The 25,099-nt window shown below is 46.2% G+C and carries 28 protein-coding genes and 1 pseudogene; 7 read left to right on the plus strand and 22 right to left on the minus strand.

Translation table 11 applies throughout. From position 1 onward, the window contains the following. The first annotated feature begins 49 nt into the window (after positions 1 to 49). Together LEP1GSC052_RS12985 and LEP1GSC052_RS12990 are read left to right on the plus strand one after the other, a co-directional pair. Positions 50 to 517, plus strand: coding sequence for a RidA family protein (locus LEP1GSC052_RS12985; protein WP_010573805.1), 468 nt, complete (start codon positions 50 to 52; stop codon positions 515 to 517). Then, entirely contained in the window at positions 507 to 1,013 is a 507-nt protein-coding gene (locus tag LEP1GSC052_RS12990; RefSeq protein ID WP_010573804.1) for a hypothetical protein, read from the plus strand. The genes LEP1GSC052_RS12985 and LEP1GSC052_RS12990 overlap by 11 nt, the downstream gene beginning before the upstream one ends. Before the next feature lie 12 nt (positions 1,014 to 1,025). Here the strand turns inward: LEP1GSC052_RS12990 and LEP1GSC052_RS12995 are convergent, their stop codons facing one another. From LEP1GSC052_RS12995 to LEP1GSC052_RS13035, 9 genes are all read right to left on the minus strand, one after another. After that, entirely contained in the window at positions 1,026 to 2,039 is a 1,014-nt protein-coding gene (locus LEP1GSC052_RS12995; protein ID WP_156892120.1) for a BPSS1187 family protein, read from the minus strand. Positions 2,040 to 2,115: 76 nt separating this feature from the next. After that, positions 2,116 to 2,874 (minus strand): GNAT family N-acetyltransferase, encoded by a 759-nt coding sequence (locus tag LEP1GSC052_RS13000; RefSeq protein WP_010573802.1) that lies wholly within the window; start codon positions 2,872 to 2,874, stop codon positions 2,116 to 2,118. 105 nt (positions 2,875 to 2,979) lie between these two features. Then, on the minus strand, positions 2,980 to 3,303 hold the full coding sequence (locus tag LEP1GSC052_RS13005) for a metal-sulfur cluster assembly factor (RefSeq protein WP_010573801.1): 324 nt from the start codon (positions 3,301 to 3,303) through the stop codon (positions 2,980 to 2,982). 264 nt (positions 3,304 to 3,567) lie between these two features. Further along, positions 3,568 to 4,008 carry a Fe-S cluster assembly sulfur transfer protein SufU gene (sufU, locus tag LEP1GSC052_RS13010; RefSeq protein ID WP_010573800.1) on the minus strand — a complete coding sequence of 147 codons (441 nt, stop codon included), beginning with the start codon at positions 4,006 to 4,008 and terminating at the stop codon, positions 3,568 to 3,570. Beyond that, entirely contained in the window at positions 3,992 to 5,233 is a 1,242-nt protein-coding gene (locus LEP1GSC052_RS13015) for a cysteine desulfurase (protein ID WP_020986590.1), read from the minus strand. Before LEP1GSC052_RS13015 ends, sufU begins: the two co-directional genes overlap by 17 nt. A gap of 5 nt (positions 5,234 to 5,238) precedes the next feature. Further along, positions 5,239 to 5,550, minus strand: a complete 312-nt coding sequence (locus LEP1GSC052_RS13020; RefSeq protein ID WP_010573799.1) for a non-heme iron oxygenase ferredoxin subunit — start codon at positions 5,548 to 5,550, stop codon at positions 5,239 to 5,241. Positions 5,551 to 5,552: 2 nt separating this feature from the next. Then, positions 5,553 to 6,743, minus strand: coding sequence for a Fe-S cluster assembly protein SufD (gene sufD, locus LEP1GSC052_RS13025; RefSeq protein ID WP_040913558.1), 1,191 nt, complete (start codon positions 6,741 to 6,743; stop codon positions 5,553 to 5,555). 7 nt (positions 6,744 to 6,750) lie between these two features. Next, positions 6,751 to 7,518 (minus strand): Fe-S cluster assembly ATPase SufC, encoded by a 768-nt coding sequence (gene sufC, locus LEP1GSC052_RS13030; RefSeq protein WP_010573797.1) that lies wholly within the window; start codon positions 7,516 to 7,518, stop codon positions 6,751 to 6,753. Positions 7,519 to 7,661: 143 nt separating this feature from the next. Then, a complete protein-coding gene (locus tag LEP1GSC052_RS13035; protein WP_010573796.1) occupies positions 7,662 to 8,906 on the minus strand; it encodes an EAL domain-containing protein in 1,245 nt (414 codons plus the stop codon). A 155-nt stretch (positions 8,907 to 9,061) separates the two neighbouring features. On the opposite strand from LEP1GSC052_RS13035, the gene LEP1GSC052_RS13040 reads away from it, so the two are divergent. After that, the gene (locus LEP1GSC052_RS13040) at positions 9,062 to 10,024 is read left to right on the plus strand and encodes a hypothetical protein (protein WP_010573795.1); all 963 of its coding nucleotides are present in this window, start codon (positions 9,062 to 9,064) and stop codon (positions 10,022 to 10,024) included. 105 nt (positions 10,025 to 10,129) lie between these two features. On the opposite strand, the gene LEP1GSC052_RS13045 is transcribed toward LEP1GSC052_RS13040, so the two are convergent. The 12 genes from LEP1GSC052_RS13045 to LEP1GSC052_RS13100 all read right to left on the minus strand — a co-directional run bounded on the left by LEP1GSC052_RS13045 (position 10,130) and on the right by LEP1GSC052_RS13100 (position 20,578). Next, positions 10,130 to 11,536, minus strand: coding sequence for an ion transporter (locus tag LEP1GSC052_RS13045; RefSeq protein ID WP_084492272.1), 1,407 nt, complete (start codon positions 11,534 to 11,536; stop codon positions 10,130 to 10,132). A gap of 272 nt (positions 11,537 to 11,808) precedes the next feature. Next, a complete protein-coding gene (locus tag LEP1GSC052_RS13050) occupies positions 11,809 to 13,521 on the minus strand; it encodes a methyl-accepting chemotaxis protein (protein WP_010573793.1) in 1,713 nt (570 codons plus the stop codon). A 27-nt stretch (positions 13,522 to 13,548) separates the two neighbouring features. Then, entirely contained in the window at positions 13,549 to 13,908 is a 360-nt protein-coding gene (locus LEP1GSC052_RS13055) for a c-type cytochrome (protein WP_040913559.1), read from the minus strand. Beyond that, a complete protein-coding gene (locus tag LEP1GSC052_RS13060) occupies positions 13,908 to 14,225 on the minus strand; it encodes a methylamine utilization protein (RefSeq protein ID WP_010573791.1) in 318 nt (105 codons plus the stop codon). Before LEP1GSC052_RS13060 ends, LEP1GSC052_RS13055 begins: the two co-directional genes overlap by 1 nt. 101 nt (positions 14,226 to 14,326) lie before the next feature. Next, positions 14,327 to 15,343, minus strand: coding sequence for a cytochrome-c peroxidase (locus tag LEP1GSC052_RS13065; RefSeq protein WP_010573790.1), 1,017 nt, complete (start codon positions 15,341 to 15,343; stop codon positions 14,327 to 14,329). Between the two features lie 228 nt (positions 15,344 to 15,571). Then, positions 15,572 to 16,231 carry a phosphoribosylformylglycinamidine synthase subunit PurQ gene (purQ, locus tag LEP1GSC052_RS13070; RefSeq protein WP_010573789.1) on the minus strand — a complete coding sequence of 220 codons (660 nt, stop codon included), beginning with the start codon at positions 16,229 to 16,231 and terminating at the stop codon, positions 15,572 to 15,574. Next, on the minus strand, positions 16,228 to 16,476 hold the full coding sequence (gene purS, locus LEP1GSC052_RS13075; RefSeq protein WP_010573788.1) for a phosphoribosylformylglycinamidine synthase subunit PurS: 249 nt from the start codon (positions 16,474 to 16,476) through the stop codon (positions 16,228 to 16,230). Before purS ends, purQ begins: the two co-directional genes overlap by 4 nt. Next, complete coding sequence (locus LEP1GSC052_RS13080; RefSeq protein WP_010573787.1) at positions 16,452 to 17,318, minus strand: phosphoribosylaminoimidazolesuccinocarboxamide synthase; 867 nt, start codon at positions 17,316 to 17,318, stop codon at positions 16,452 to 16,454. Before LEP1GSC052_RS13080 ends, purS begins: the two co-directional genes overlap by 25 nt. Then, on the minus strand, positions 17,315 to 18,448 hold the full coding sequence (locus LEP1GSC052_RS13085) for a PP2C family protein-serine/threonine phosphatase (protein WP_010573786.1): 1,134 nt from the start codon (positions 18,446 to 18,448) through the stop codon (positions 17,315 to 17,317). The genes LEP1GSC052_RS13080 and LEP1GSC052_RS13085 overlap by 4 nt, the downstream gene beginning before the upstream one ends. A gap of 6 nt (positions 18,449 to 18,454) precedes the next feature. Continuing rightward, a complete protein-coding gene (gene ccsA, locus LEP1GSC052_RS13090; RefSeq protein WP_010573785.1) occupies positions 18,455 to 19,147 on the minus strand; it encodes a cytochrome c biogenesis protein CcsA in 693 nt (230 codons plus the stop codon). Positions 19,148 to 19,203: 56 nt separating this feature from the next. Next, positions 19,204 to 19,875 (minus strand): heme exporter protein CcmB, encoded by a 672-nt coding sequence (locus tag LEP1GSC052_RS13095; protein WP_020985549.1) that lies wholly within the window; start codon positions 19,873 to 19,875, stop codon positions 19,204 to 19,206. Further along, positions 19,847 to 20,578 carry an ABC transporter ATP-binding protein gene (locus LEP1GSC052_RS13100; RefSeq protein ID WP_010573784.1) on the minus strand — a complete coding sequence of 244 codons (732 nt, stop codon included), beginning with the start codon at positions 20,576 to 20,578 and terminating at the stop codon, positions 19,847 to 19,849. Before LEP1GSC052_RS13100 ends, LEP1GSC052_RS13095 begins: the two co-directional genes overlap by 29 nt. 14 nt (positions 20,579 to 20,592) lie before the next feature. Between LEP1GSC052_RS13100 and LEP1GSC052_RS13105 the strand changes: the two genes are divergently transcribed. Together LEP1GSC052_RS13105 and LEP1GSC052_RS13110 are read left to right on the plus strand one after the other, a co-directional pair. Continuing rightward, complete coding sequence (locus LEP1GSC052_RS13105; protein ID WP_040913561.1) at positions 20,593 to 21,648, plus strand: tetratricopeptide repeat protein; 1,056 nt, start codon at positions 20,593 to 20,595, stop codon at positions 21,646 to 21,648. After that, positions 21,645 to 22,335, plus strand: a pseudogene (locus LEP1GSC052_RS13110) (hypothetical protein). Before LEP1GSC052_RS13105 ends, LEP1GSC052_RS13110 begins: the two are co-directional and overlap by 4 nt. A gap of 6 nt (positions 22,336 to 22,341) precedes the next feature. Here LEP1GSC052_RS13110 and LEP1GSC052_RS13115 read toward each other — a convergent pair. Then, on the minus strand, positions 22,342 to 23,106 hold the full coding sequence (locus LEP1GSC052_RS13115) for an ABC transporter ATP-binding protein (protein ID WP_040913016.1): 765 nt from the start codon (positions 23,104 to 23,106) through the stop codon (positions 22,342 to 22,344). A gap of 125 nt (positions 23,107 to 23,231) precedes the next feature. Here LEP1GSC052_RS13115 and LEP1GSC052_RS13120 point away from each other — a divergent pair, with 125 nt between their 5' ends. Together LEP1GSC052_RS13120 and LEP1GSC052_RS13125 are read left to right on the plus strand one after the other, a co-directional pair. Then, positions 23,232 to 24,128 carry a hydroxymethylglutaryl-CoA lyase gene (locus tag LEP1GSC052_RS13120; protein WP_010573778.1) on the plus strand — a complete coding sequence of 299 codons (897 nt, stop codon included), beginning with the start codon at positions 23,232 to 23,234 and terminating at the stop codon, positions 24,126 to 24,128. Next, positions 24,125 to 25,057: a TIGR02757 family protein gene (locus LEP1GSC052_RS13125; RefSeq protein WP_010573777.1), complete on the plus strand. Its 933-nt coding sequence runs from the start codon at positions 24,125 to 24,127 to the stop codon at positions 25,055 to 25,057. Before LEP1GSC052_RS13120 ends, LEP1GSC052_RS13125 begins: the two co-directional genes overlap by 4 nt. Positions 25,058 to 25,099: the final 42 nt, after the last annotated feature.

Genomic DNA, 25,099 nt, shown 5'->3' on the forward strand with positions numbered 1-25,099 from the left:
GAATACAATCTTTTTGGAAGGATCTTCCACTATTCTTATAAGAAAGAACATGAGCGTCCAAAACAAAATCGAATCCTTAGGTTACAAACTTCCTCCCGCTCCTCAAGCGATCGCGGCTTATATTCCCGCGAATCGTTCCGGAAACTTAGTATTCACATCCGGTCAACTTCCTCTCAAAGACGGGCAACTGATGCTCACCGGAAAATTGGGCGAAGGCCTTTCCGTGGACGACGTCAAAGAAGCGACGATCCAAGCCAGCTTGAATGCGATCGCGGCGGCTTCGGCGGTTTGCGGCGGTCCCGACAAGATCGTAAGAATCGTTAAGATCGGAGTTTTCGTGGCTTGTAGTCCGAACTTCAGCGAACATCATCTTGTCGCCAACCACGGAAGCAATTTTCTTCTTTCGGTTTTCGGAGAAGAAGGACGTCATGTGCGCTTTGCCGTGGGAACTCCTTCTCTTCCTTTGAACGCTCCCGTGGAAGTGGAAGTCACCTTTCAGGTCGCAGATGCTCCGTAATCTTTGGAGAGACGTTCAATGGAGTTTTCGTTCGATTCCTTTGATTTTAAAGGAATGGCTTGCGTTTTATCTTTCCTTTAGCGGAAGATTCACCGAGTTCTGGAAGGAAAAATCGACTTCGGAAAAGATCCTTTTCGTAGCGGTGACGTTTCAACTTTTGTTCAGTCTTTCCACTTGGATCGAATACACGATCAATCTCGGCGGAGAAGAAACCGAAGGTCTTCGTGTTTCGTCTAACTTCTATTTTATATTCTTAGCGGCAGGCGTTTTCTTTTTCGGTTCTTTCTGGCGTTCTCACTGGCTCGGTTCGCTTCTGCTCAGCGTTCAGTTTCTACTCGGTTTGGGCGCTTTGGCGGGAATCTTTTTCCCCGAGGCGTTTTTCGTGAGTTTTCTTCGGGAAGCGGATTACGTTTTCAGTTGGAAGTTCTACGCGTTTCTCGGAGCCTGGGGCGTCACGACCTTATTATCGCTAAAACTGTTTTTCGAAAAAGATTAGAATTTAAGAATATTAAGGAAAACTAACATAATCCCAAACGGCTTGTTGACTCGCCGACATCGCGCAGTTGTGTTTGGAATTGTCGTCCTGACCGGCACAACGATTGGTAGTCAACCTTTGTGTTCCGCCGTAGGGAGCCGTTCCCGAATCCGCGTCCGTCAAAGCGCCGTTCATCCCGAAAGCGGTTTGCCAAGCGTCCGTGACTTGGTTCGGATTTCCGGAAATGTTCGCCACTCCGTCTCCTACGTGAATCAATCCGAAGAATAAGTTCGAAGCCGTCAAACCGGAAGACGTCAACCAAGTCGCAGGCGTCGCGCTTGCGATATGATAATCCGAAACACCGCTGTATATCGATACCCTTCCGAGAGTTTTGATCTTTCCCTGATACGCCGCGTGTCCGCTTCCTTGAGAATGTCCTCCGAAATAAACCTTGCTCCAGATTACGGAATCCCCGTTTAAGAATTGTCCCCAACCGTCGTTCGGTCGTTTTAACACGAGATACTGAAGAAGTTTCAAAAGACGTCCGTCGATCGAGTTGTTCGTATCCACGGAAACAACGTTCGATTTGTCGACTCCGGTGATGATTTCTTCTCTTGCGTTTCCGAAACAAACGGGGGAACTTCCCGTGCCGTTGCAAAGAACATTGATGGGTTCTCCGTTCGGATACATCAAACCGATGCTGTGATAACCTCGGGCCGCGCCTTCCTCGATGATCTTGGAAACGCCGATCGGAGTTCCGCCCGATCCCGGCAAAAAAACCGCGAGAATATTTTTAGGAGAAGAAGCGGGAACAAAAATCAGATGCGGATCGTTGTAACGCGCCACGCAGGGAAAAGTGAAACTCGGAAGTGCGAAAATTCTCGTCAAACCGTCGACCGTATCCACGCGGGGTGCGTTCTGATATTGAGTGCATCCCAATACGGTCAACAATGCGTATCCGGTGAAAAGATCGGCGTTCGGGTTTTCTTCTTTGTCTTGGATCCGTTTGCATAAAATCGTCGACGAAATAAAAAGAAAGGAAGTCAAGAGAAAGATTATGATCGTTTTTTTATATTCTAAATATGGCATATAGGCAAGTTGTTAAATCGAAACTCCTTCCGGGCTAAAAATCGTATTTCCGTTTGAGAATATGCCCCGTCAAATCGCTCAACCGGACTTTTTGAAGCCCGTTCCCGTCGAAATTATCGGGGTTTAACCATTTCAAAAACGCTTCTTGAATCGCGGGCCATTCTTCGTCGATGGCCGAAAACCAAGCGGTATCACGGCTATGACCCTTTAGAACATTGGCCTGTCTAAAAATTCCTTCAAAGGACAATCCGATTCTTTGTGCCGCGGTCGCGGAAGGAAAGTTGAGAGCGTTGCATCTCCATTGATATCTTCTATATCCGAGTTCGAACGCGTTCTTCATCATAAGATACATCGCTTCCGATGAAACCGGGGATTGTCGCATTAACGGAGAATATGCCAGATGGCCGACTTCGATCGAACCGGCTTTCGGAGAAATCTCGGCGTAACTCGCAAGGCCGACCGCCCGATCGGAAGACAAGTCGAAGATCGTGAAAAACAACGGGTCTTCTGTCAGACACGTATTCTTCATCCATTCTTGGTATTCGCCGAACGTTTTAAAAGGTCCGTAAGGAAGATACGTCCACATCGCCCCCCCGGCGTCCAAGGAATTGGCCGAGTAAAGCGATTCGGCGTGGCGTTCCGGATCGAGAGGTTCCAAGCGGCAGAATCTTCCCTGCATCGTTTCCTTTTTCGGAAGCGACGCGGATTTCCAATCGGGAAGCGGAGTTCCGATCGGTTGCCCTAAAGAATTGGCAAATCGGGCTTCTATTTCGGAGGATTGGATATCTTTCATTTGGAATCGGTTACGATCTTCTTCTTTTGAAAATGAAAAAAGGAAGTGCTACGTTTCTTCCCCTTTCCTTCAATCAAACATTCAAACTTTAGGACACTTGCAGTTTCAGTCGAAAATTCCGAGATCCATTTTGGCTTCTTCGCTGGCCATTTCGCGCGGATCCCATTTGGGAACCCAGACGACTTCCACGTCCGCGTCGGAGATTCCTTCCACACGAAGAGCGTGATCCTTGACTTGTTGTTTCATTTGAGGTCCGGCGGGACAAGCCATCGAGGTGTACGTCATGTCGATCTTGGCCTTTCCGTCTTCGACTTTGATTCTATAGATGAGTCCGAGTTCCGCGATGGAGATTCCGATTTCCGGATCTTCCACTTTTTTTACTTCTTCGTAGATCTGTTCTTCCAATGCGTTTGTAGGAGCTTCTAACATTTTCTCACTCTCCGTTTTTCTTTTTCATTTTCCCGACAAACCTTGTGGGAACTCATACGATCCGCAGGGAAACGGCAGCGCGGACCAACGGAACTTGTAGGAACTCATACAATTTTTCGACGACGGCCTTGTTTCGTCGAAATTCTTACAATCGTTTGTCGATCCGATTCTTTGTATGAGTTCCTACAAATTGGACGTTTAGAGTATTTGCATTGTGGTAGTTCCCACACTTTTTATCGGGAGACAACCCGCACGCAGGCAAACTCAACCTCGTTTGGACGCCCGCGCCAACGCGCGTTCCAACGTATTCCAAGGAAGAACCGCACATTTGATCCTCGCGGGAATCTTTTTCACCGATTCCATCGATTCCAAATCTTCCAATTCCTCTTCGAACTTAGGATCCCGATCTTCCAAAAACATATTCTTAAATCGGCCGAGAATATTCTCCGCTTCCGCGACCGTTTTTCCCCGGATCGATTCCGCCATCATAGAACCCGAGGCCTGAGAAATCGAACAACCTTTTCCGGTCACTCGAACGTCTTCGATCGTATCTCCGTTTAGATTGATCGTCAATTCGAGTTCGTCTCCGCAAAGAGGATTGATCCCGTGTTCGAATAGATCCGCCGGTTCGAGTTTGCCCCGAAATCTGGGATTTTGATAGTGATCGAGAATGACTTCTTTGTAAAGACTATCGCTTAAGGACACGGGAGAAAATCTCCTTTACCTTAATTAGACCCTCGATCAATCGATCGATGTCGTCTTTTGTGTTGTAAAGGTAAAGACTCGCGCGGCAGGTTCCCGGAATATTCTTAAACGCCATAAACGGTTGCGCGCAGTGATGACCGACCCGAATCGCGATTCCTTCTTCGTCGAGAATCGTTCCCACGTCGTGCGGATGAACCCCCGGAAAGTTAAAGGAAATCACTCCTCCTCTTTTGGAAAGATCTCTCGTTCCGTAGAGTTCGAGTCCGCCGAAGTCGTCGAGACGATCCAACGCATACGTAAGAAGTTCGATTTCGTGATTTCTGATTTCCTGCATTCCGATCGTTTCGAGATATTCGATCGCCGAACCGAAACCGATCACACCCGCGATGTTGGGAGTTCCCGCTTCGAGTTTGGAAGGAAGTTCCGCATAAGTGGACCTTTCCTTGTAAACCTGGGAGATCATATCTCCTCCGCCCATCCAAGGAGGCATCTCTTCTAAGATTTCTTCCTTCGCATAAAGAACACCGACTCCGGTCGGTCCGAGCATTTTGTGAGCGGAGAATACGTAGAAATCAAAATCCATTTCTCTCATATTCACGGGAAGATGACAAACTCCCTGCGCTCCGTCCACGAGGACCTTCGCTCCGACTTCTTTCGCTCTTTTTTGAATGGGAAGAATGTCGTGAATCGTACCGGTCACGTTGGACATCTGAGACACGGCCACTAACTTCGTTTTGGCGGTGATGATTTCGTCGAGATTGGAAAGATCCAATGTGCTGTCTTCGTTCAAAGGAATGAACTTAAGAACGGCTTTTTTTTCCTGGGCCAACATCTGCCAAGGAACGATATTGGAATGGTGTTCGAGTTCGTTGAGAACGATCTCGTCGCCTTCTTTGATCTGGGTTCTTCCCCAAGTCTGAGCGACTAAGTTGATCGACTCGGTCGCGTTTCTCGTAAAGATACAAACCTTCGCGCACTGCGCTCCGATAAATCTGGAAAGATGAATTCTACTGAGTTCGTATTTTTCGGTGGCCTTTTGAGAAAGATAATAGATTCCCCGGTGAATGTTCGCGTTCTCTTCGCGATAGTATTTTTCGATCGTATCGATGACCGTAAAGGGTTTCTGAGAACTGGCCGCACTGTCCAAAAAGACGAGAGGTTTCCCGTTCATCTTTGTTCCCAAAATCGGGAAATCGGTTCTGATTCTTTCCGCGGAAAAACTCATATATGTCAATCCTCCAAGTCCACCTCGATCGAGTCACCAACGATTCTCACCGGATAAACCGGGAGATCTTCCACTGCGGGCATACAAAGCGCCTTTCCGGTCTTAATCGAAAACTGGGCCTCGTGTCTCGGGCAGGTGATTACGTCTCCACACAATTCTCCCTCGGAGATCGCCTCTCCGTCGTGTGTGCAAACGTCTTCGAACGCGTAAAGGTTTCCGTCCAAACTCGTGATCCCGATTCTATTATATCGGGTTTCAATTACTTTGACTTTCCCGTTTTCTATTTCGGACAGATTTGCGAGTTTACGAAAGCTCATGTTTAACCTTCCACCTTACGAACGATCAGCTGAAAAAGCTCTTCTTGTATAGAATCGGATTCAATTTCACCAATGACTTGTCCTAAAAATCCGTCCACGATCATTCTTCTCGCCTCGTCCTCGTCGATTCCACGGGACGCGAGATAAAACAACTGTTCTTCGTCGATCTCTCCGACGGTCGCGCCGTGTTCGCACTTTACGTTCTCCGCATATACTTCGAGCTTCGGAATCGACTCGGCTCTTGCGGAACGATTTAGAAGAAGGTTGTTGTTGATCTGGATCGCGTTCACGTCCTTGCAGGAGTTCGGGATATGAAGATTTCCGGTAAAGATATGATGGGCCTTATCCTTAAACGCGCCTCTGTAAAGAATCGAACTTTCCGTATGACTTTCGTTGTGAACGATCTTCACTTCGGAATCCTGAAATTCGCGGGCCGCCATCGGAGCGAGTCCGATCACGCGCGCACGCGCGCCTTTTCCGGAAAGTTCCACGTTGAGAAGATTCTTCCCTTTGTAACCGCCCGGAGTAACCTTCGCGATCTTTACGTCCGAATCCTCTTTTTGATCCGAGAATAAATTCTGAAAATGAAACACGGAAGAACCGAAGGATTCGATGCCCGCATACGCGAGCTTTGCGCCCGCTCCCACGTGAATCGAAGTCAAACCCTGAAAGAGTTTAAAGTCCTTTTCTTCTGGACATTCGTAACGTTCCGCGATAAACGCCTTGCTGTGATTTCCGAGTTTAACGACGACTAACGGAAGAATTTGATTTCCTTGTTCGAGACGAAACTTGATTTCGATTTCCTCTTGGATCACACGATCGGATTCCACTTCGAGATAAATTCCGTGCGTAAAGGAGGAAAGACTGAATAGGGTAAACCATTCTTCATTTCGTTTTTGGAATATGCTTTCGAGTGCGTTTACGAAGAATTCGAGTTCCTTTCCGGAAAGTTCTTCGGATCTCACGAGCTTTACGGAACTCGGAGTTTTACAGACGACCGCGTTCGCGTCCGGAACCTCGGAGAATTCTTCCGGATGAAAATTGGAAAGGGGGATTTTTCTCCAAGACTCGTTTTCCGTTCTTGGAATATTCAAAGTTTTGAATTTAGAAAAAACCTTTTTGCGAAAATCCTTCAGAGCCTGCGGCTCCGCGCTCCGGGCGATCCGATCCTCGAACTGAACTTCCAAAGTCACTTTCGTTTCAGTCCCCGGACTCGGCAAGGATCCAGTCGTATCCTTTCTCTTCCAATTCGAGCGCGAGTTCTCTGGTTCCGGTTTTGAGAATTCTTCCCTTTGCGAAAACGTGAACGAAATCGGGTGTGATGTAGTTTAGCATTCTTTGATAGTGTGTGATGAGAAGTATGGAACGTTCCGCGGTTTTGTTCCGATTGATTCCTTCGCTTACGATTCGAAGCGCGTCGATATCGAGTCCGGAATCGGTTTCGTCCAACACGGAAAGTTTCGGTTTGAGTAAACTCATCTGAAGGATTTCGTTTCTCTTTTTTTCTCCTCCGGAGAATCCGTCGTTCACATAACGCGAGATAAACGACTCGGGCATATCGAGTCCGGCCATGGATTCTTTGAGTTCCTTTCTGAATTCTTTGACGGGTAATTCCTTACCGCGAACGGACTTGACGATGGTCTTTAAAAAGTTGCCGATCGTAACTCCGGGAATGCTCGTCGGATATTGAAAACAAAGAAAGATTCCGAGACGGGCGCGTTCGTCGGTCGGCAGATTGAGAATGGATTTTCCTTCGAAAAGAATATCACCCGACAACACCTGGTATTTCGGATGACCCATGATGACGTTGGACAGGGTACTTTTTCCGGAACCGTTCGGGCCCATGATGGCGTGGACTTCTCCGGGTCGAATCGTAAGATTTACGCCTTTTACGATCTCTTTGAGTTCTCCGGAATCTCCGGTTTGAATTCCCGCCCTGAGGTCCTGGATTTTTAGAATCTCGGTCACAAAAGCACCTTCCCCTATTCTACCAGTGTTTTTTTTTGAAAGCAGAGATCAATTGGAAAGATACCGCACGATTCTTACGGAGAAGAAGATTTGTCGGAGGTACGACGCGCCGACTTAAACCGACATAAGATCGAAACGAATTCTTAAACGCGTTCCCAGTCCATCTTGATGATGAGAATGTAATTATCGCGGAGCGTGTAGGTGAAAATCACGACTTGTTTGTGAAGATCCATATCGTAGACCGGTTCAGTCACGGTCCACTTGGCCCCGCTTTGAACCACCTTCGCTTTGTGACGAATGAAGAACGGTCTCCAAGCGTAGTTGTTTCCGATCTCGGTCAGGTCGGAATCCCATTCTTCCCCGGGATGAGAACGGAAATACGTGGGTGTAATCTGATAACCGAAGATGTCGCAGGCAAATACCGAAAGAATTTCCGACGGCAACTCGGAAAGCATCAGATGAAGAACCAGAGGAAGGTCTTCCTTACCGTTATGACGGAGCGCCTCCAACTTTTCACCGAGCGCGTCGATGACGGCTTGTCCCTTTTGAAATTCTTCCAAAAGTTCCATAAACCGAAGACCGGAGAATTTTTCCAAAGTGTCTCGAAGCGTTCTGTTGAACTGTTTCTTATCCTGAAACTCGACCTGAGGTCTTGAAAAATAAAAACCCTGGAGAAGATTGGCGCCCATCGAAAGAGCGAGATGCAATTCTTCCTCGGTTTCGATTCCCTCGAAAAGAAGATCCGATCCGAGTTTTTGGGACATGTCCGCGATCGCGCTCAAAACGTTTTTGAAGGATCTTCTGTTTAAACTTTCCCGCATGATCTTGATGTCGACCTTCATGATGTCGGGATGAATATAACCGATTCTTTCGAGATTGGAAAAACCGACTCCGAGATCGTCCACGGCGATCTTAAATCCGTAGTCCTTAAACACGTTTACGATCGAAAGAAGTTTTTCGATGCTTCCGTCGAACTTGTCTTCGGTGATTTCCAAAACCACGTCCGCCGGAGAAATGTCGTATTTTTCGATGAGATTGAGAACGTGAAGCCTTTTCAGATCCAAAACGTCCCCCGTATGAATCATCGAGAGAAAGTTAGGCATCATGTTGAGGAATAACTTGGTTCTCAGCCCAGTGTCTTTGAGATGACGAATCGCCTTTTCACGGATCAAACGGTCGATCTGGATCAGACGAATGGTATCGAGTTCCGGATTGTGGAATTGATAACCAAGCGAACGGTATTCGTTTTTTTCGGGAGAATAAAATCTACCGAGAACTTCGTATCCAATGATATTGCAGTTGGTGACTTCCAGGATCGGTTGATAATGCGGTTGGTAATAGTTCTCTCCGTAAGAGAGTAAATTGCTTGTGTCCTGGCTGTATAACATGATCTTCTTTTAAAGTCTATTTACTGGAATCCACCAAGCGAGCTCCGGCAAGCAAAATTCCGGACAAAAAGCGTCAAATTAAGGAGAAGGGAAGACTACATTCTTCTTTTTTTTTTGAAACCACTGGAAAAACTGACAATCGTAAAGGTATTCTCATGAAAGAGGCGATCGGCCATCTTCTCAACCCCTCCACACTAGAACCCAATCTCGGTCTCTATTCAGGAACTCTTGGAATCGACAATTCCAGAGAGTATAAAACTTCTTTCTTATCTTCCTGGAAGAAAATAGACTCCGTTTTAGTCGATTTGATTACAGAAGATTTTCTTCTCAATCTGAGAATTTTTCGGGGTCCGGGCGCTTGTAAGGCCCTTTTGAACCTCTGGTTTTTCAAGGACGAGAATTTTAAGGACTTCGAATGGGCTGGAAGTCCCGGTAAAGAATTTCTTTCCAGAGGAACGTTTCGAAACGGTTACTGGAGTTTTACCCAGGGAAATCAAAGATTCAATTTCCGATTGGACGATACGATCCAACAGGGTTATACGCATTCTTCCATCTTGGCTTCCAATCTGAACTTACAACTCGACGCTCTCGTGAGCACCGTCGAAAAAACGCATAAGCCCGTTTCTTCTTTGGAAGAATCCGGTAAGGATTGGTTGTTCCGTTTGATTTCTCCGGATCTTTCCGTTCGCGGTCAGCTCGCGATCGACGACAACACTTGGAACTTGGAATCCTACGAAAAACTTTCCTACAGCATCGCGGCCGGTTTCGGAAACCAATCTTTTTTTCCGGAATCCCGCATCTACGGCTGGAGTTCGGGGAAGAATTCCTTTCATTTGAACATTCATCCGAACACGGGAATTCTTCTTTGGAAAAACGGAATTCCGACCTTCTTGGAAACCGCAACGTTCAAAAAAGAATCCTTATCTTATGTTCTTCACGATCCGTCCGATCAGATCGAATTGACCGTCACTCCGGTTCGGAGCACACATCATACGATCTCCGGTTTTTTCGGTAAAAAGATTCCGATGGAAAGAATCGAAGGAAAAATTTCCGGCAAGATCCGCGTCGGAAACAAAAAGGAAACGATCAAAAAGGGTTTCGCGGTTCTGGAAATTTAATCCGACTTAGATCCGAAACGGATAAAAGATTTGGTATATTCAAATTTCTTTATGGAATCAAAAACGGCTCGGTTTGCAATTTAGCCTCCGTCCAAAACGCGGGAGTCATTTATTTTTTCGATTCTCCCGAACGTTTCGTTTCGGAAGTTTTCGAGAGCCCCTCCGAACCTCGTTCTTAAGATTCGTTCTCTTCGACGACGAATTAGAATTTTTCGTCGATTTCGTAGAATCCGATTTTCCTTTCCAAGACTTTAAACTTTCATACATCGCTTCCTGAAAACCCGGATATTGATTCAAGGACAGTAAAAAATCCTCTTTGCTCAAAGTGTACATCTGAGAGATTCCGACCGATCGAACGGTCGCCGATCTGCGTTCTTCTTTTACCAAGGCGAGTTCCCCGAAAAATTTTCCTTCGGAAAGAGAAGTGATCACCGCCCCGTCCTCCGCGAGAATCTCCACAATTCCTTCACTGAGAATATACAGGTTATGACCCACATCGCCTTTTCTGAATACGATATCTCCCGGCAAAAAGATATGATGTTTTAACGCGAACACGAGCGTAGTGACAAGGGAAGGATCGGCTCCTTTGAGAAAGGGAACCTTTTCGAGCAGTTCCCGATGAAGATGAATCTTCACTTCCCTTTGCAGAGAAATCGGCAAGTCGTTTAACAATTCCCGCTCATTTTCTCCGAATCCCCTTTCCATGATATACATATAATAGTCTCTTATCTTTCTTCGGATCAGATACGGAAGATTTCTCGCTCTTAAAAACGAATCGACCTGAGACATACGTTTCATCTGAGCCGCGCGAACTAAATCCAAATTTCCTAATATACTCGCTATGTTTCCGATCACCGTGGCGTATACCGCGGCGCCGAGCATCATCACGAGAATCACGTAAATTCTTTGATTGGTCGTTACCGGCAAAACGTCTCCGTAACCCACGGTCGCAAGAGTCATCACGGACCAATATAAGGCGCGGATATATTCGTCCCAACCCGTTTTGGAGGAATCGATCTCGTCCATATACAACCAACCCACCGCGCACCAATGGGCGACCACGCTGATCCAAAAACCGAGTAAAACGAGACGCAAAACGCCGGGCGCGGGTTTGAACGCAAGATTGAGCCTGTGAAGAATCGCAGGAACACGAACGACCTTTACGATTCTCGTAAGTCCGAAGACGAGAAACAAAAACGGATGCGAGGACAATTCTATGGAAAGAATTTTTTGAGCGACGATCTCGAACGGAAACGCGGCGATAAAGTCGAATACGAACCAAGTCTTGAGATAATGGATCGTTTTTTCCTTACCGATGTAGATCAGTTTGAGTCGAAACGATTCGGGGGAAAATAGACAAACCAGGATATCCCCGAAAAAAAGAAGATCCACCGCGATATAAATCCAGCTCAAGGCAAGGCCCTGTTCGTAATTGAGAACCAAACGAAGCGGGGATTCCACGGCGGCGTAAAGGATACAAAAGAATATTATAATATCCCAAACGACTCGGATCTTGTTTTCGGAATGGAATAAACTCACAAAACAGTTCCTCGGTTTCCCTGGGTTCGGGAAATCCTGTTACCGATTCGGACGACTGGAGCATTTTACACGTTTCGGAAAGAAAGTAATTCTTTTTCTAATGCGACATCGAGTTTCGTTTGAAAAATCGAAACGATCCGGGCCATGTTAACTCGGCAGAACGTTCTCCGAACTCGGCGTCTCGCTTCTACGGTCGCTCGTCGGGTCGCGTTAACTCAGCAGAAACGCTTCCTATGGGTCGCGTTCTATACCGAAAACTTTTCCATCAGACGTTTTACACGATCGGATTGTTCGTCGATCTTTTTAGCGCCCGAATCGATTTCCTGGGAACCGGAGGAAATCAAACGGGCTCCTTGCGAAAGATCCTGGATCAGACGTTTGATGGAACCGTATGCGGTTTTATTCTCCAGGGAAGAAGATTCCAAATCCGTAATATTCGAAGCGACCTCGTGCATTTTCTGGGAATACAAATTCAAACCGGATTCCTGCGCGCGCATATCGTCCAAAAGACGAAGACTGAAATGCGCCATGTTCGAAGCGTTTTCCTGAATCATCGTAAAAAAATCGGAGAACTGTTCGATCTCTCCGTTTCCGGCTTCGATGCTCGTCCGCGTAAACTCGATGAGGTCCGTGATCTCTTTCGTATTCTTCATCGTATGATCGGCGAGTTGGGAAACTTCGTCCGCTACGACCGAAAAACCCCGGCCTTGTTCACCCGCGCGCGCGGCTTCGATCGCGGCATTCAACGCGAGCATGTTGGTTTTCGTGGAAATTTCGCCGATCTTTGCGAGAGAATCCTTGATCTTCTGCACCGTACGTTTCACTTCGGAAAAGGATTTTTGAACCCCGTCCACCTTCTCCCTTCCTTTGATCGCGGTCTCGGAAGATTCCTTTGCCTGCAACGCGAGAGAATTCAAGGACTCGGTCACACGAATCAAAGAGGAAAGATTTTTCTGGATTTCCTTTTCCAAATTGCGGAGATGTTCCGCGGAAGTGAGAATAGTCGAAGTATTCTTTTCCACTAATACACTCAGACGATCGATGAGGTCCGCCACGTTCCTGGAATCGTTCGCCTGCGTTTCCGATGTGGAAATAAATTCTTTTGAAACTTTGTAGAATTCTCTGCTAGCGGCTTCCGAACTTTGGATGGAGCTTCTCGCCTCGACGATGATTTCCCGAAGCGAGGTTTCCATCTTCTTCAGAAACTCCAACAATTCTCCCATCTCGTCCAAACGATCGATTTCGATTTGATTGTTCAGATTTCCGTTTTGAATTTCTGCGGCGAAGTCGATCGCCTTTCGCAACGGAAACAAAATGGAACGGATGATGGATCTCGAAAACCAAGCGCCCGCCAAAAGCGACAAAAAGGAAAGAATGCTGACTGTATATAAGGAAAACGTTAACTGTGATTCGGCCGCGGACTCGCTCTTACGGGAGTTCAGGATTTCAAATTCGATCAGATCCTTGATCGTTTTTCGAAGCGTCGCACCGAGAGGATGAATCCCTCGAACGTAAAGAATTCTCGCGTCTTGTCTGCTGTTGTCCTTACAAAGAGAATACGTCGTGTCCGCGTAACCTTTGAAATATTCAAGATCCGTTTCGAAACTTTTTATCTTTTCCCGTTCGGTGGTTTCGAGCGAAAACTCCTTGAGTTTGGAATTGTTCGTTTGGATCTCCTGAAAATAGGAAAGAATTTTTTGATTTTCTTCTTCGATCAAAACCAAGTCGATCGTCGAAACCTCGGAGGAAAGAGTCAATTCGATCAGAATCAGTTTTTCCAAGGTGAGATTTAAAAGCTGTGATTTCGGTTGAGAATGATCGATCATCGAACGGATCGTTTTTCGATAAACGAACGTATTGTATACGGTGAGCGCCGAGGAAAGAATAAACATCCCTATGATCGCTCCGAAGCTGAGACGAAGTCTGGTTTTTATACCGATGTTGCCGAGTAAGTTCACTGTAAATTGGAAAGAATTTTTGGATCGTTATTTGGACTTGGATATGAGATTGATGTACGAGATCAAATCCCGGATCTGTTCTTCGGACAATTCTTCTTTCCACGGAGGCATAAAGGGAGAACGTCCCACGCCCGCTCCTCCGTTCCGGATGATCTCTTCCTTTTGAACGTCGGTAAGTTTCGTGATCGTAAGATTGGCCGGAGGAGGAACCTTTCCCACCGCGAGGCGGCCTTTTCCGTCTCCGGATTCTCCGTGACAAAGGACACAATACGTGCGGAACACGATGCTTCCTCGAACCGCAGACTTTTCCTTGGAATCCAAAGCCGACAAAGAAACCGCCGGAACCAGAACGGAAACTAATATTAGAAAATTAAAATATACTTTTATCATTGTACGTCGATCGTCATCTTCATCTCGGGATGAATCGCACACTGAACCGTGACCTTTCCCGTTTTTTCAAATTTTACTTTTTGAGTTTGTCCTTTCGAATAGGAACCCAAGTCGAAAATTTTTACGGGAGAAAGGGAATATACGTTGTGATAAAACGTGTCGAAGTTCGGAAAACTCACCGTGTCTCCGACCTTGATCTTCAAAGCGTCCACGGTAAAAGCCTTGTTTTTCTGTCCCACTTCGTGTTCCGCGGCGAACAATCCGGTTCCGCAAAACGCGGCCGCAATCAAAAAAATTTTCAAACCTTTCAACATTCCATTCTCCTAATTTAATAATTCTGAATTTATTTTGGAAATTTCAAACGCAACCGCGAAGGAGATTCTCCCGAAAATTCCGAACTCGGCGGCGATTCGTTTCATCTCGGTAACGCCGGGATCGAAATCGCGATTCGTTTTCCGCTCAAGGATTTCATAAACTCGACGAGGTCCGCCTTTTCCTCTTTCGTCAACTTTAGCGGTTTCATGTTCGGATCGAGATTGAAGGAATCGTCCCCTCCCCGATCGTAGTGTTCGACGACTTCTTCCAAGGTGGAATAGCTTCCGTCGTGCATATAAGGACCCGTTAAAGCGACATCGCGAAGACCCGGAGTTTTGAAAGAACCTTTCATAACCTTTACGGGAACCAGGGAGAATCTTCCCGCGTCCTTCCGATTCGATTTCAATCCGATATTGTGAAATCCGTCGTCCGTGAATTGATCGCCTTGATGACAGGCGGAACATTGCGCCTTCCCGTTAAAAAGGGAATATCCTCTTTGAGCCGATTCGGAGATCGAGGCGGGATTTCCTTTTTTCCAAAGATCAAAAGAGGATTCTCCCGAAAGAACGGTTCTTTCAAAATTTGCGATCGCCTTTCCGATCGTTACCGCGCTGATATCCTCTTTCGGATACGCCTTCGCGAAAAGCTCCTTGTAACCGGATATATTCTTTAATTCTAATATAAGTTCGTCTATGTTTTGGTTCATCTCGTCGGGCGAAGCGATCGGCCCCAACGCCTGCGCTTCCAAATTTTCCGCGCGTCCGTCCCAAAACATTTTCTTGCCGTAGGCTGAGTTTAAAATCGTCGGAGTATTTTTTCCGAGAACCTTCATGTTATGACCGATCGCGGTTTTGAGTCCGTCGGACCAACCCAAGCCGGGGTTGTGACAAGACGCACAACTGATCCAATTGGAACCGGAAACGATGGGATCAAAGAATAAGGTTTTTCCCAACAAGATCCGTTCGGGAGTCGGTCGGTTGTCTTCTGGATAAGGATAAGAAACCGTTTCTACGGGTTTAACTGGAGTTTTGGGAGCGATTTCCTTCGTTTCTTCTTTGCAAAGATTGAAAAAGAATAGAACCGATACGAACCATAGAATGTACAAAACTCGAAACAAGTAGGAACTCCTTCGGAAGCGTTTCCACGACCTCCGCTTTAGAATATCCTAATGGACTTCGAGCCGCTACTTGGGTTATAACTTGAGAAATTCCCACTTATAACTCCAAGTTTTTAATCCCGAAAAATTCTTCCGAATCAAAATACGTTCCGTTTGTAAAAGAAGGAGTTCCTACGTTATGATAAATCGGCCTTCCGTTGTATAAGAAGACCGTAATAAAGCGAGGGATTAAGCGCCTAAAATCAGATCGAGAACGACTTTTCCGTCTTCTTCTCCGGTAACCGAGTTCATCGCGCGCTCGGGATGAGGCATCATACCCGCGACCTTGAAGTTTTTAGACGTGATTCCCGCGATCGCATCGAGAGAACCGTTCGGGTTGTCCCCGAAGTAACGGAAGAGAATTCTTCCCTCGTCCTCGAGTTGTTTGAGAACGTCCGATGTCGCATAATAACAACCGTCCGCGTGAGCGATCGGAATTTTCAATTCCTTACCGGCGTCCAAAGAAGCGGTAACGGGATTGGAAGCGGAACCTTTTTTTAAGGTCACCGTTTTACAGATGTATTTGAGGGTTTTATTTCTGGTAAGCGCGCCGGGTAAGAACTCCGCTTCGGTTAAAATCTGAAAACCGTTGCAGATTCCGAAAAGTTTTCCGCCCTTATCCACGTGTTCCTTCACCGATTTCATCACGGGAGAAAAACCGGCCATCGCTCCGGAACGCAGATAATCTCCGTAGGAAAATCCTCCGGGAAGAATGACGAGTTCGTATTTTTTATCGAGTTGATCCCTGTGCCAAACGCGGTCCACTTCGGCCTTGTATTGATCTCTCAAAACGCGGTAGATGTCCGCGTCGCAGTTGGAACCTGGAAAAGTGATTACGGCGACTTTCATATTTTTTGAATATTCGCGGAATATGTTTCTATCACGTGATTTACGAGGATCTTATCGCAGAGTCTTTCCACGTCCTTCTTCGCGGTCGCTTCGTCGGGTGCGTCGATCTTGAGTTCGATGTATTTTCCGACGCGAACGTCCTGAACGGATTTTTCACCGACTTCGGAAAGAACTTTTTTCACGGTGCTTCCCTGCGGATCGAGAACGGATTCTTTGAGGACTACTTGGATTTTTGCGATGTACATGAAAGAATGAGATCCTCTATCTTCTGATATTTTTCTCTCAGCTCTTGGATAAGTCCCGCCGGGAGATCGGGCGCGGGCGGCATCTTGTTCCAGTTCGTGGTTTCGAGATAATTCCTAAGAATCTGCTTATCCAAACTCGGAGGAGAGATCCCGACGGAATACGTATCCGCGGACCAGTACCGGGAAGAATCCGGAGTCAAAAGCTCGTCGATCAGAATGACCTGTCCGTCCAAGATTCCGAATTCGAACTTGGTATCACAAAGAATGATTCCCGCTCTATCGACCACTTCAGAGGCGCGTAAGAAAATGGAAATCGATTTTTCTTTCAGAATTCCGAACAGTTCCTTACCGATTCGATTCTCCATTTCCTTTTCCGAAATGTTTTCGTCGTGGCCCTGATCGTTTTTAACGGCCGGTGTAAAAACGGGCTCGGGAAGTTTTTGGGATTCCTTCAAACCCGAGGGAAGCTTTAGTCCCGCGAGAGTTCCTTCTCCCTTGTATTCTTTCCAACCGGAACCCGCGATGTAACCTCGAACCACACATTCGTAGTCGATCCGTTGACATTTTTTGACAAGAACCGATCTTCCTTCGAGATCGGGATGATCCCGAAACGGAGAAGGAAAATTCTTAACTTCCGTTTCCAAAATATGATTGGGAATATCCTTAAAAAATTCGAACCAGGACGTGGAGATTCGATTCAAAACCTTTCCCTTATCGGGAACGGTCTGCGGAAAAACCACGTCGAACGCGGAGATACGATCCGATGAGGAAAGAATCAACTTATCTTCGAGATCGTAAATGTCCCTGACTTTTCCTCTGTAGGATGGATTCGGTAAATTCATAGTTTCAACACCATCATAGCGATATCGTCATCATTCGTACCTCGGTCCGAATGCGCAAGAATGGATTCCATCATCGAAGCGAGAATATCTCCTCCCTTGGAAACTCCGTCCTGAAAAATTCTCTTCAACTTTTCCTCGCCGAGAATGTTCATCGTTTTGTCCGCGATCTCGGTCGCTCCGTCCGTATAAAGAAGAAGATAGGAACCCTTCTCGAGTTGAACGGTTTTGAATTCTTCGCTTACGTTGATTTCGATCGGGATGATAAGCGGTCCCATTCCGGGTAACGTGGTCACCGTTCCGTTTTTATAAAGCATCGGAGAAGGATGTCCTCCGTTCGAATACTCGAAGCTCAGATCCTTGTGAAGAATTCCGTAAAAGAACGTGATCGAAAATTCATCGGGAAGAATTTTCTCGAGATTATGACGAAGAGTTTGCACCTTCTCCTGCAGACTTTGATCCGGTGAAAGGCTGGAAACCTGCATCTTCAACATCGCGGCGAGAAGCGCGGCCGAAGGACCGTGACCGGAACAATCCGCGATAAAGATATGAAGAGAATCGTTTTCGACCCAAGCGTCCGTATAATCTCCTCCGATCTGCATCAAAGGTTGAAAGATCGTGCTTAAACCCACTCCGCTCCATTCCAATTCTTTTTCGGGAAGAAGTTCCTGTTGAACCTTTCTCGCCATGATGAGTTCCCGTTCGTAATTTCTTTTTTGTTCGAGAAGTTCGTCCTGAAGAATTTTAATCCGAATGAACGCGCGGATCTTTGCGATCAATTCCCTCGGTTGAAACGGTTTATGGATGAAGTCGTCTCCTCCGTGGGAAATCGCTTCGTCGAAACCGAGTTCTCTGCTGATCGCCGTGATAAAAAGAATGGGAAGAAGTTTGAATCGTTCGATTTCTCTGAGTTCTCTGCAAAACGAAAAACCGTCCTGCACAGGCATACTTACGTCCAACAAAAGAACGTCGACCCGATTGGTCAGAAGAATATTGCGAGCCTCCGCCGCGGACTCCGCGGTAAAAAGTTGAAAGCCCAAAGGCTTAAGAGTGTGTAAGATCAGCTTTAAGTTGATCTCGGAATCGTCAACGGCGAGCACCGTATAATGACTATAATTCGGAGCGGAGGACAAATTGTTTCACTCTTCCCTTTCCGGTAAACTTTCCCGAAGGTCTTCGATCTTAGCCAAACGATATGCGAAACGAATCAAAACCAAAAACAAAAGATGATACGCGAGAACTCCCATCCAAAAACTGATCCGGATGTCGGAATCCATTCCTCCCTTTCCGAGAACGGACTCGGGATGATTTCCGGGATTGTCCATCCAACGGATCGCGCCCCAAGTGATGACTGCGTTTACCGCGCAAAGAATGCTCAGGAACGCGGAGAAGATTTTCTTTTTGGAAGCGTCCGTAATCAATATTCGAAAAACGAAATATGCAATTAAGCTGATAAACAAAACCGTAAACGACTGAAGTCTTGCGTCGGTTTTATCCCAGGCGACTCCCCACGCGCTGTAAGCCCAGATTCTCCCGGAAAAAATGACCCCGACCGCAAACAGAAGAGCGACCTGATTGGCGGCCAAAGAAAGCAGATCCCATTTCGAATCCTTTCGGATCAGATACAAAACCGCGAACACGAGCGAAAACATCGGACCGTACAAAGCGACCCAAGCGACCGGAACGTGAAAATAGAAAATTCTATGAGCGGTTCCTTGTTGTAAAATCACGTTCGGATAATTGAGGGAAAATAAAACGACGATCGGAAAACCGATACAAAATACTGCGGATAAAACCCAGTCCCAAACAGGATGAGCGATTCGGATTTTCATACGAAATAGAGTATTCGAGAGAATGTCGGTGGAATCAAGAAAGATTCTTGGATTCCTCAGGGTTCGTCGCCGGAAAGTTCCAAAAGAAGAATTCCGATTCCCGCATAAAAAGCGCAAAACGAAAGTAAGATGGCGAGACCGGGAATCGGATCGAACACGGGAAGACGTTCCAGTTTTCTTTCCGCTTCCATTCCAAAAAGAAGAATGGGAATCGTAAACGGAATCATCAACAGAGGAAGAAGAATTTCCTTCAACCTCGAAGAATCGCTGATATGACTCAAGGCCACTCCCAAAAAGGAAATACAAAGAACCCCGGGTAAAAGAAAAATCAAGTTCACGGTAAGATCCTTCCAACCCAAGGAGAACGCCTGAAAAAAAACGGATAATAAAAGCATTAAGTAGATCGCCGCGATCGAAAGACCGGCAAACACCGCGAGGGATTTGGAAAGAAAACGCATCCAGATCGGAAGGAAAAGAGAACTGATTCTCCCCCCTCCGCTTTCGCGTTCCTCCCAAGAAGATTGACCGATAAAAACGTAAGAAGTCAAAAACAGAACGGACCACTTGATTCCGATCAAGGTCTGACGATCGAGTTTGCCGGTCTGCTCCAACGCATAATTAAAAACGAATACGATCGAAGTGATCAAAACGAGAACGGAAAGAATTCCGTTGATCGCCCTTCCCAATAACAGAAATTCCTTATGAAGCAGAGAGAACAGAAGTTTCAAGATTTCCCTCCTTTAAGGTCAACGTGATCGTTCTTGTTTGAAACGGAATTCCGGGATCGTGTGTTACCATCATCACCGCGGAGTTTTGGGAATGTTCCTCCAAAAGACGGATCGCGGTTTCCAAACCGGATCGATCGAGCGCGGTGAAAGGTTCGTCCAAAAGAATCAAATCCCCTCCGGTCAAAAGAGCGCGGACCAAGGCGGCCTTTTGTTTCATTCCTCGGGAGAACGTAAACACGGGATCGAATCGTCTCGACCAAAGTTTAAACGATCGTAAAAGATTCTCCACCTTTTCGGCGGGATATTCCATTCTTGCGATGGAAAGAAAATAACGAAGATTCTCCTCAAGACCGAGGGAAGTATAAAGACCGAGTTCGTGACCGAGATAAGAAATCCGCGGAGTTTTGGAAGGGCTCACGTTTTGATTTGGATTTTTGTTCGGATGATCGTTCGTGTTTCCGTTCGCGAAATCGGAACCCGTGTTCGAATCGTTTTCGAAACCGTTGAAAGAAAAACAATCCTTATGATGTTCGTGATTTAAAATCGCGCGAAGCAACGTGGTTTTTCCCGCGCCGTTGTCTCCCCGCAGAAGCGCAAACTCTCCTCGGAAAAGGGAGAATGAGACCTGTTTGAGAATCCGTTTTTTTCCGATAGAATAAGATAGGTCTTTGCAGACGAAGAGCGCTTGTTCTTTAAGTGGCAAAACCGGTTCCTCTTATGAAACCAGAGTCCTCTCCGAAACGGAATTTACAATGCGTTTTTATTCTGCTTCGGCGGAGAATCTTCTCGATTCTTCTTTTTCTCTGCGTCCTTTTTACGAACCGCGAGACGAACGCGCAGATTCTCATCGGAGGACAGTACTATTCCGGTTTGCTGTGGGGCGAAAACGAAATTCTTTCCCCCGAGTATTACAACGACGGATCGTTTTTAAGAACCGATCAGGATCTGATCGTCGCCGCGGGAAGAAACTGGAAAGGAGATCCGCCCGCGTCGAAGGGAAGTTTTACGTTCGAAGGGAAAGAAATTCCGAACTGCGGACTTTTCAACAACGAGGTGGTCAAACTTTTGGAAACGGGAAAATCGGAGGAACGACTCAAGGCGATTTCCATGTTGGAGGAAGGAACCCGATTCGATCCTAAATTCTTCCCGTTTCGATACAACTTAGGCCGGGCGTATCACCTCGAAAAAAAATACCAAAAGGCGATCATACAATTCGAATACGCGAGCGCGGAAATTCCGGAATATTACAGAACCTTTATCCACTTGGGAACGTTGTATGAAATCGTGCGAGAGCCGATCAACGCGACCATTCTCTGGAGAAAGGCGGTTTCGCTTAACAAATTCCACACCGAAGCCCTTCTTCTTTTGGCGGATCATTATATCCGAACCGATCTCCGAAACCGAGCGCTTCTTTACATCAAGGAAGCCGCCCGCATCGACGAACAAAGTCCGGACGCGAGAATGGGAAGAGCGAGAATCGAACTTCTTTCCTCGAAGGATCTCTACGCGTATCGGATTTTTAAGAACACGGAACTCGTGGACGATCTCGGACAAAAGAAACAATACAACAAGAAGTTTCATTTCTTCTACGCCGAAACGGCTAGTAAGGTCGGCGATTATGTCACGGCCGCCGATCAATACGAACAACTTCTCAAATATCCGAACGATCCTTTCTTTTCCGAATTTTCCTATAAGGTGATCGAAAGAAGAAGGGATCTCGCGAAACGATTCGCCGAAATCAAGTCCCTGGAAGAAGAAAACAAAAACGAGTGAAAAAGGTTTGCTTTTTTCAATTTTCTTCCGTTATCTTGAACCTTGGAGGAATCTATGAAAAAAATCACCTGGCTCACAATCCTGCTTTTCCTCCTTAGCGTTCCTGCGTTCGCGCAGAATAAAGAGAAAGGGCAGGACGACCTGAGTCGTTCCGATGTGTTTTCTGAACAGGGAAGTTCTTACACGAAATCTCTTCAGAAAATCGTCAGAGATCTGGAAAGCACGATCAACGAAAGGCTTACGGATTTGGAGAAGAAACATTCGCTTCTCGTAATTCTGAGACCGGAACTGGAAAAGGTGCAAACAATCGTCACGGAAGACATTCCTTTTACTTTTGACGAAGGATACGAGAGCAACTTGCTCAAGTATGTTCGTTTCAAGTTTGAGGGCGGCAAAATCAAGGAAGTTGAACTTGCCTCTGAGAAAAAAAGAATTCAATACGAATTCGCTTTTGAAAACAAAAGACTGATTTTCTCTCCTCCGGATGTATTGGCATCTCAGGTCAGACTTGAAAGATTCGACAAGATAGAGAATACGAAAGTGGGAGATATCTCCTTGGAAAATCAGATCAAAGCGCTTAGACTTTTAGAGTCCAGCCTTAGATCTTCGATCTACCGAATCGATATCATGATCGCTTTGTATAAAGACAAAAAAGACAGAAAAAACCTCTATCAGATCGATATCTGATCAAGATCAAACGCGGAGGGAGCTCAGATCGGCAGCACGAATGAGTTCCCCCGTAAAAGAACTCTTATAATTCCCGAACACTTCCTCCGTTTTTCCGAAATCCAACAGTTTACCTTTTTCTAATATTCCGATTTGATCGCAGAATTTTTTAGCGGTTCTCAGACTGTGTGTGATGAGAAGAATCGTGATCTTCCGTTCTTTCGAAATTCTTTTTAAAACCTCCAAAACCTCGTTCAAGAGAATCGGGTCCAAGGCGCCTAACGCTTCGTCCAGAAAAAGAATCTTCGGTTCCGTCAAAAGAGCGCGGAAGATGGCGGCCCTCTGCAATTCTCCGCCTGAAAAAGAAAGTACGTTGCGGCTTAAATCCTTTCCGCTCAAACGAAAGAGATCGGATAATTCCGAAAAGGATTGTTCTCCCCGTTTCGCGATATCGCCCCCGAGAATTCGAAGAGGTTCCTTCAATGCCTTTTCCAAAGACCATGTCGGATTAAAACTTCCCACAGGATCTTGAAACACCGGTTGAAGCTCATGAATCGGAATCTCCTTTCTTTTCTTTCCGAAAAAAAAGACGTCTCCGCTTTGTTCGAATTCTCCGCTCGAAGGTATTCCTAAAATCACTCGAAAAAGAGATGTTTTGCCCGAACCCGATCTTCCCAAAATTCCCAAGATCGTTCCCGGATCGGCTTCGAAAGAAATCGAATCGAGAATCGTTCTCGGACCGAATTGCAGATTCAATCTTCGAACTTCTATGGCTTTGTTGGAATCTGGCATTTGTTCCAAGATAAGGCAATCCGCTTTTCAAGACAAGAATCATAACGGGAACAGTCCAATCAAATGAAGGAGAACGGCATATTTAGCTTGCCCGCTTAGAATAAAACGATGGAATCAGAATTAGGATGAAAGTAAAGATCACGGAAGTGGGTCCGAGAGACGGACTTCAAAACGAGAAACGTCCGGTTTCCACGGAAATCAAATCGGAATACATTCAACGTCTGGTTCGAGCCGGATTAAAAAACATAGAAGCGACTTCTTTCGTAAAGAAGGACGCGATTCCTCAGTTGGCGGACGCGGCCGAACTTTCCGCCCTGTTGGATCTAAAAGGAAACGTGCGTTATTCGGCGCTTACTCCGAACGTAAAGGGATACGAGGCCGCAAGAAGCGCAGGTTATCCGGAAGTCGCGGTGTTTACGGCCGCTTCGGAATCCTTCACAAAAAAGAACATCAACAGAACCATCGCCGAATCGATCGAAGGCTTTCAGGAGATTTTCAAACTCGCAAAACAGGACGGAATTCAAGTGCGCGGATACGTTTCCACCGTGATCGACTGTCCTTACGAAGGAAAGATCGATCCGAAAAAAGTATTAGAAGTTTCTAAAGTTCTTTTGGACTTGGGCGCGTATGAAATCTCGCTCGGTGAAACGATCGGAACCGGAGTTCCCGCAGAAGTCGAAAAACTTCTGGAACTTCTTCTCAAAGAAATCCCCGCCGATAAACTCGCCGGACATTTTCACGATACGTACGGAATGGCGATCGCCAACGTGGAAAAAGCGTTTTCGATGGGACTTCGTTCCTTTGATTCTTCCTCCGGCGGACTCGGCGGTTGTCCTTACGCGAAAGGCGCCGCGGGAAACTTGGCGACCGACGATCTCGTTTACTTTCTTGAAAAGTCGGGAATAAAAACCGGAGTCGATCCGGGACTTCTTTGGGAAGCCTCCGCTTTTATGGAGAATGCTCTCGCCCGAGAATTACAATCCAGAACCTATCTCGCGACGAAAAAGAAAAGAGAGTCTTGAGTTTCCATTCTTCCCCGCAAAAAATCAAAAAGACTCTGGAGAATATTTTTTCCGAATACGATACTCCGGAGTTTCTTTCCACCGACCCGATCGAATTCCCGCATTCGTTTTCTGATTCAAAGGACCGTGAAGTCGCGGGTTTTATTTCCGCGTTGTATTCGTATGGAAACGTAACCGCGATCAAAAATCATCTCAAACAACTCTTTGATCTCTTCGGAAATTCTCCGCATCGTTTTTTATCGGAGGAGAATCTACAACCGATCCGCAGAAAGCTCGTTCCTTATCGTTTTCAAAAACCTGCGGATACTTTTTTGTTTCTGCAAGCGCTTCAAAACGTATTACGAAAAACGAAAGATCATAAACTCGAATCCTTTTTTTCCTTACCGCAAAAGGAAGAATTCGATCTTTCCGCTAAGGAACAAAAATCTCTCGATCAGGGCGGGCCGCTCCGAAGGAGAATTCTTTCCTTTCAGTTGAGATTTCTTAAGGAATCCGAAGCGATAGACTCGAAACAAACGAAAAGTTACGGATATAAATTTCTGATCGGACAAGGATTCAAAACCACTTCCTTAAAACGGTATTGTATGTATCTTCGTTGGATGGTTCGAAAAGAATATCCGGACTTCGGAATTTATCGAAGTATTTCTCCGAGCGAACTTCAATTCCCGTTGGACGTTCACATTCAAAGAATTGCAAGTGTTTTGAAGATCAGTTCCCGACAAACGCCGGATTGGAAAAAGGCCGAGGAGATTACCCGATTCTTTTCGGAAATTTTTCCCGAAGATCCGGTCAAAGGAGATTTCGCGCTCAGTCGTCTGGGAATATTAAGAAAATGTAAATCGAAATACGCGAAAGAACTCTGTGAAACCTGTAGAATCAATTCGATCTGTAGCGTCTACGGAAAACGAGCGGAAACGAAATCTCGGTGAACTCTTCCGCAGCGAACCGCATAAAAAAGAGAACGCAAAACT

Origin of the sequence: Leptospira kmetyi serovar Malaysia str. Bejo-Iso9, from assembly GCF_000243735.2 — a bacterium.
GTDB classification, from domain to species: Bacteria; Spirochaetota; Leptospiria; order Leptospirales; family Leptospiraceae; genus Leptospira; species Leptospira kmetyi.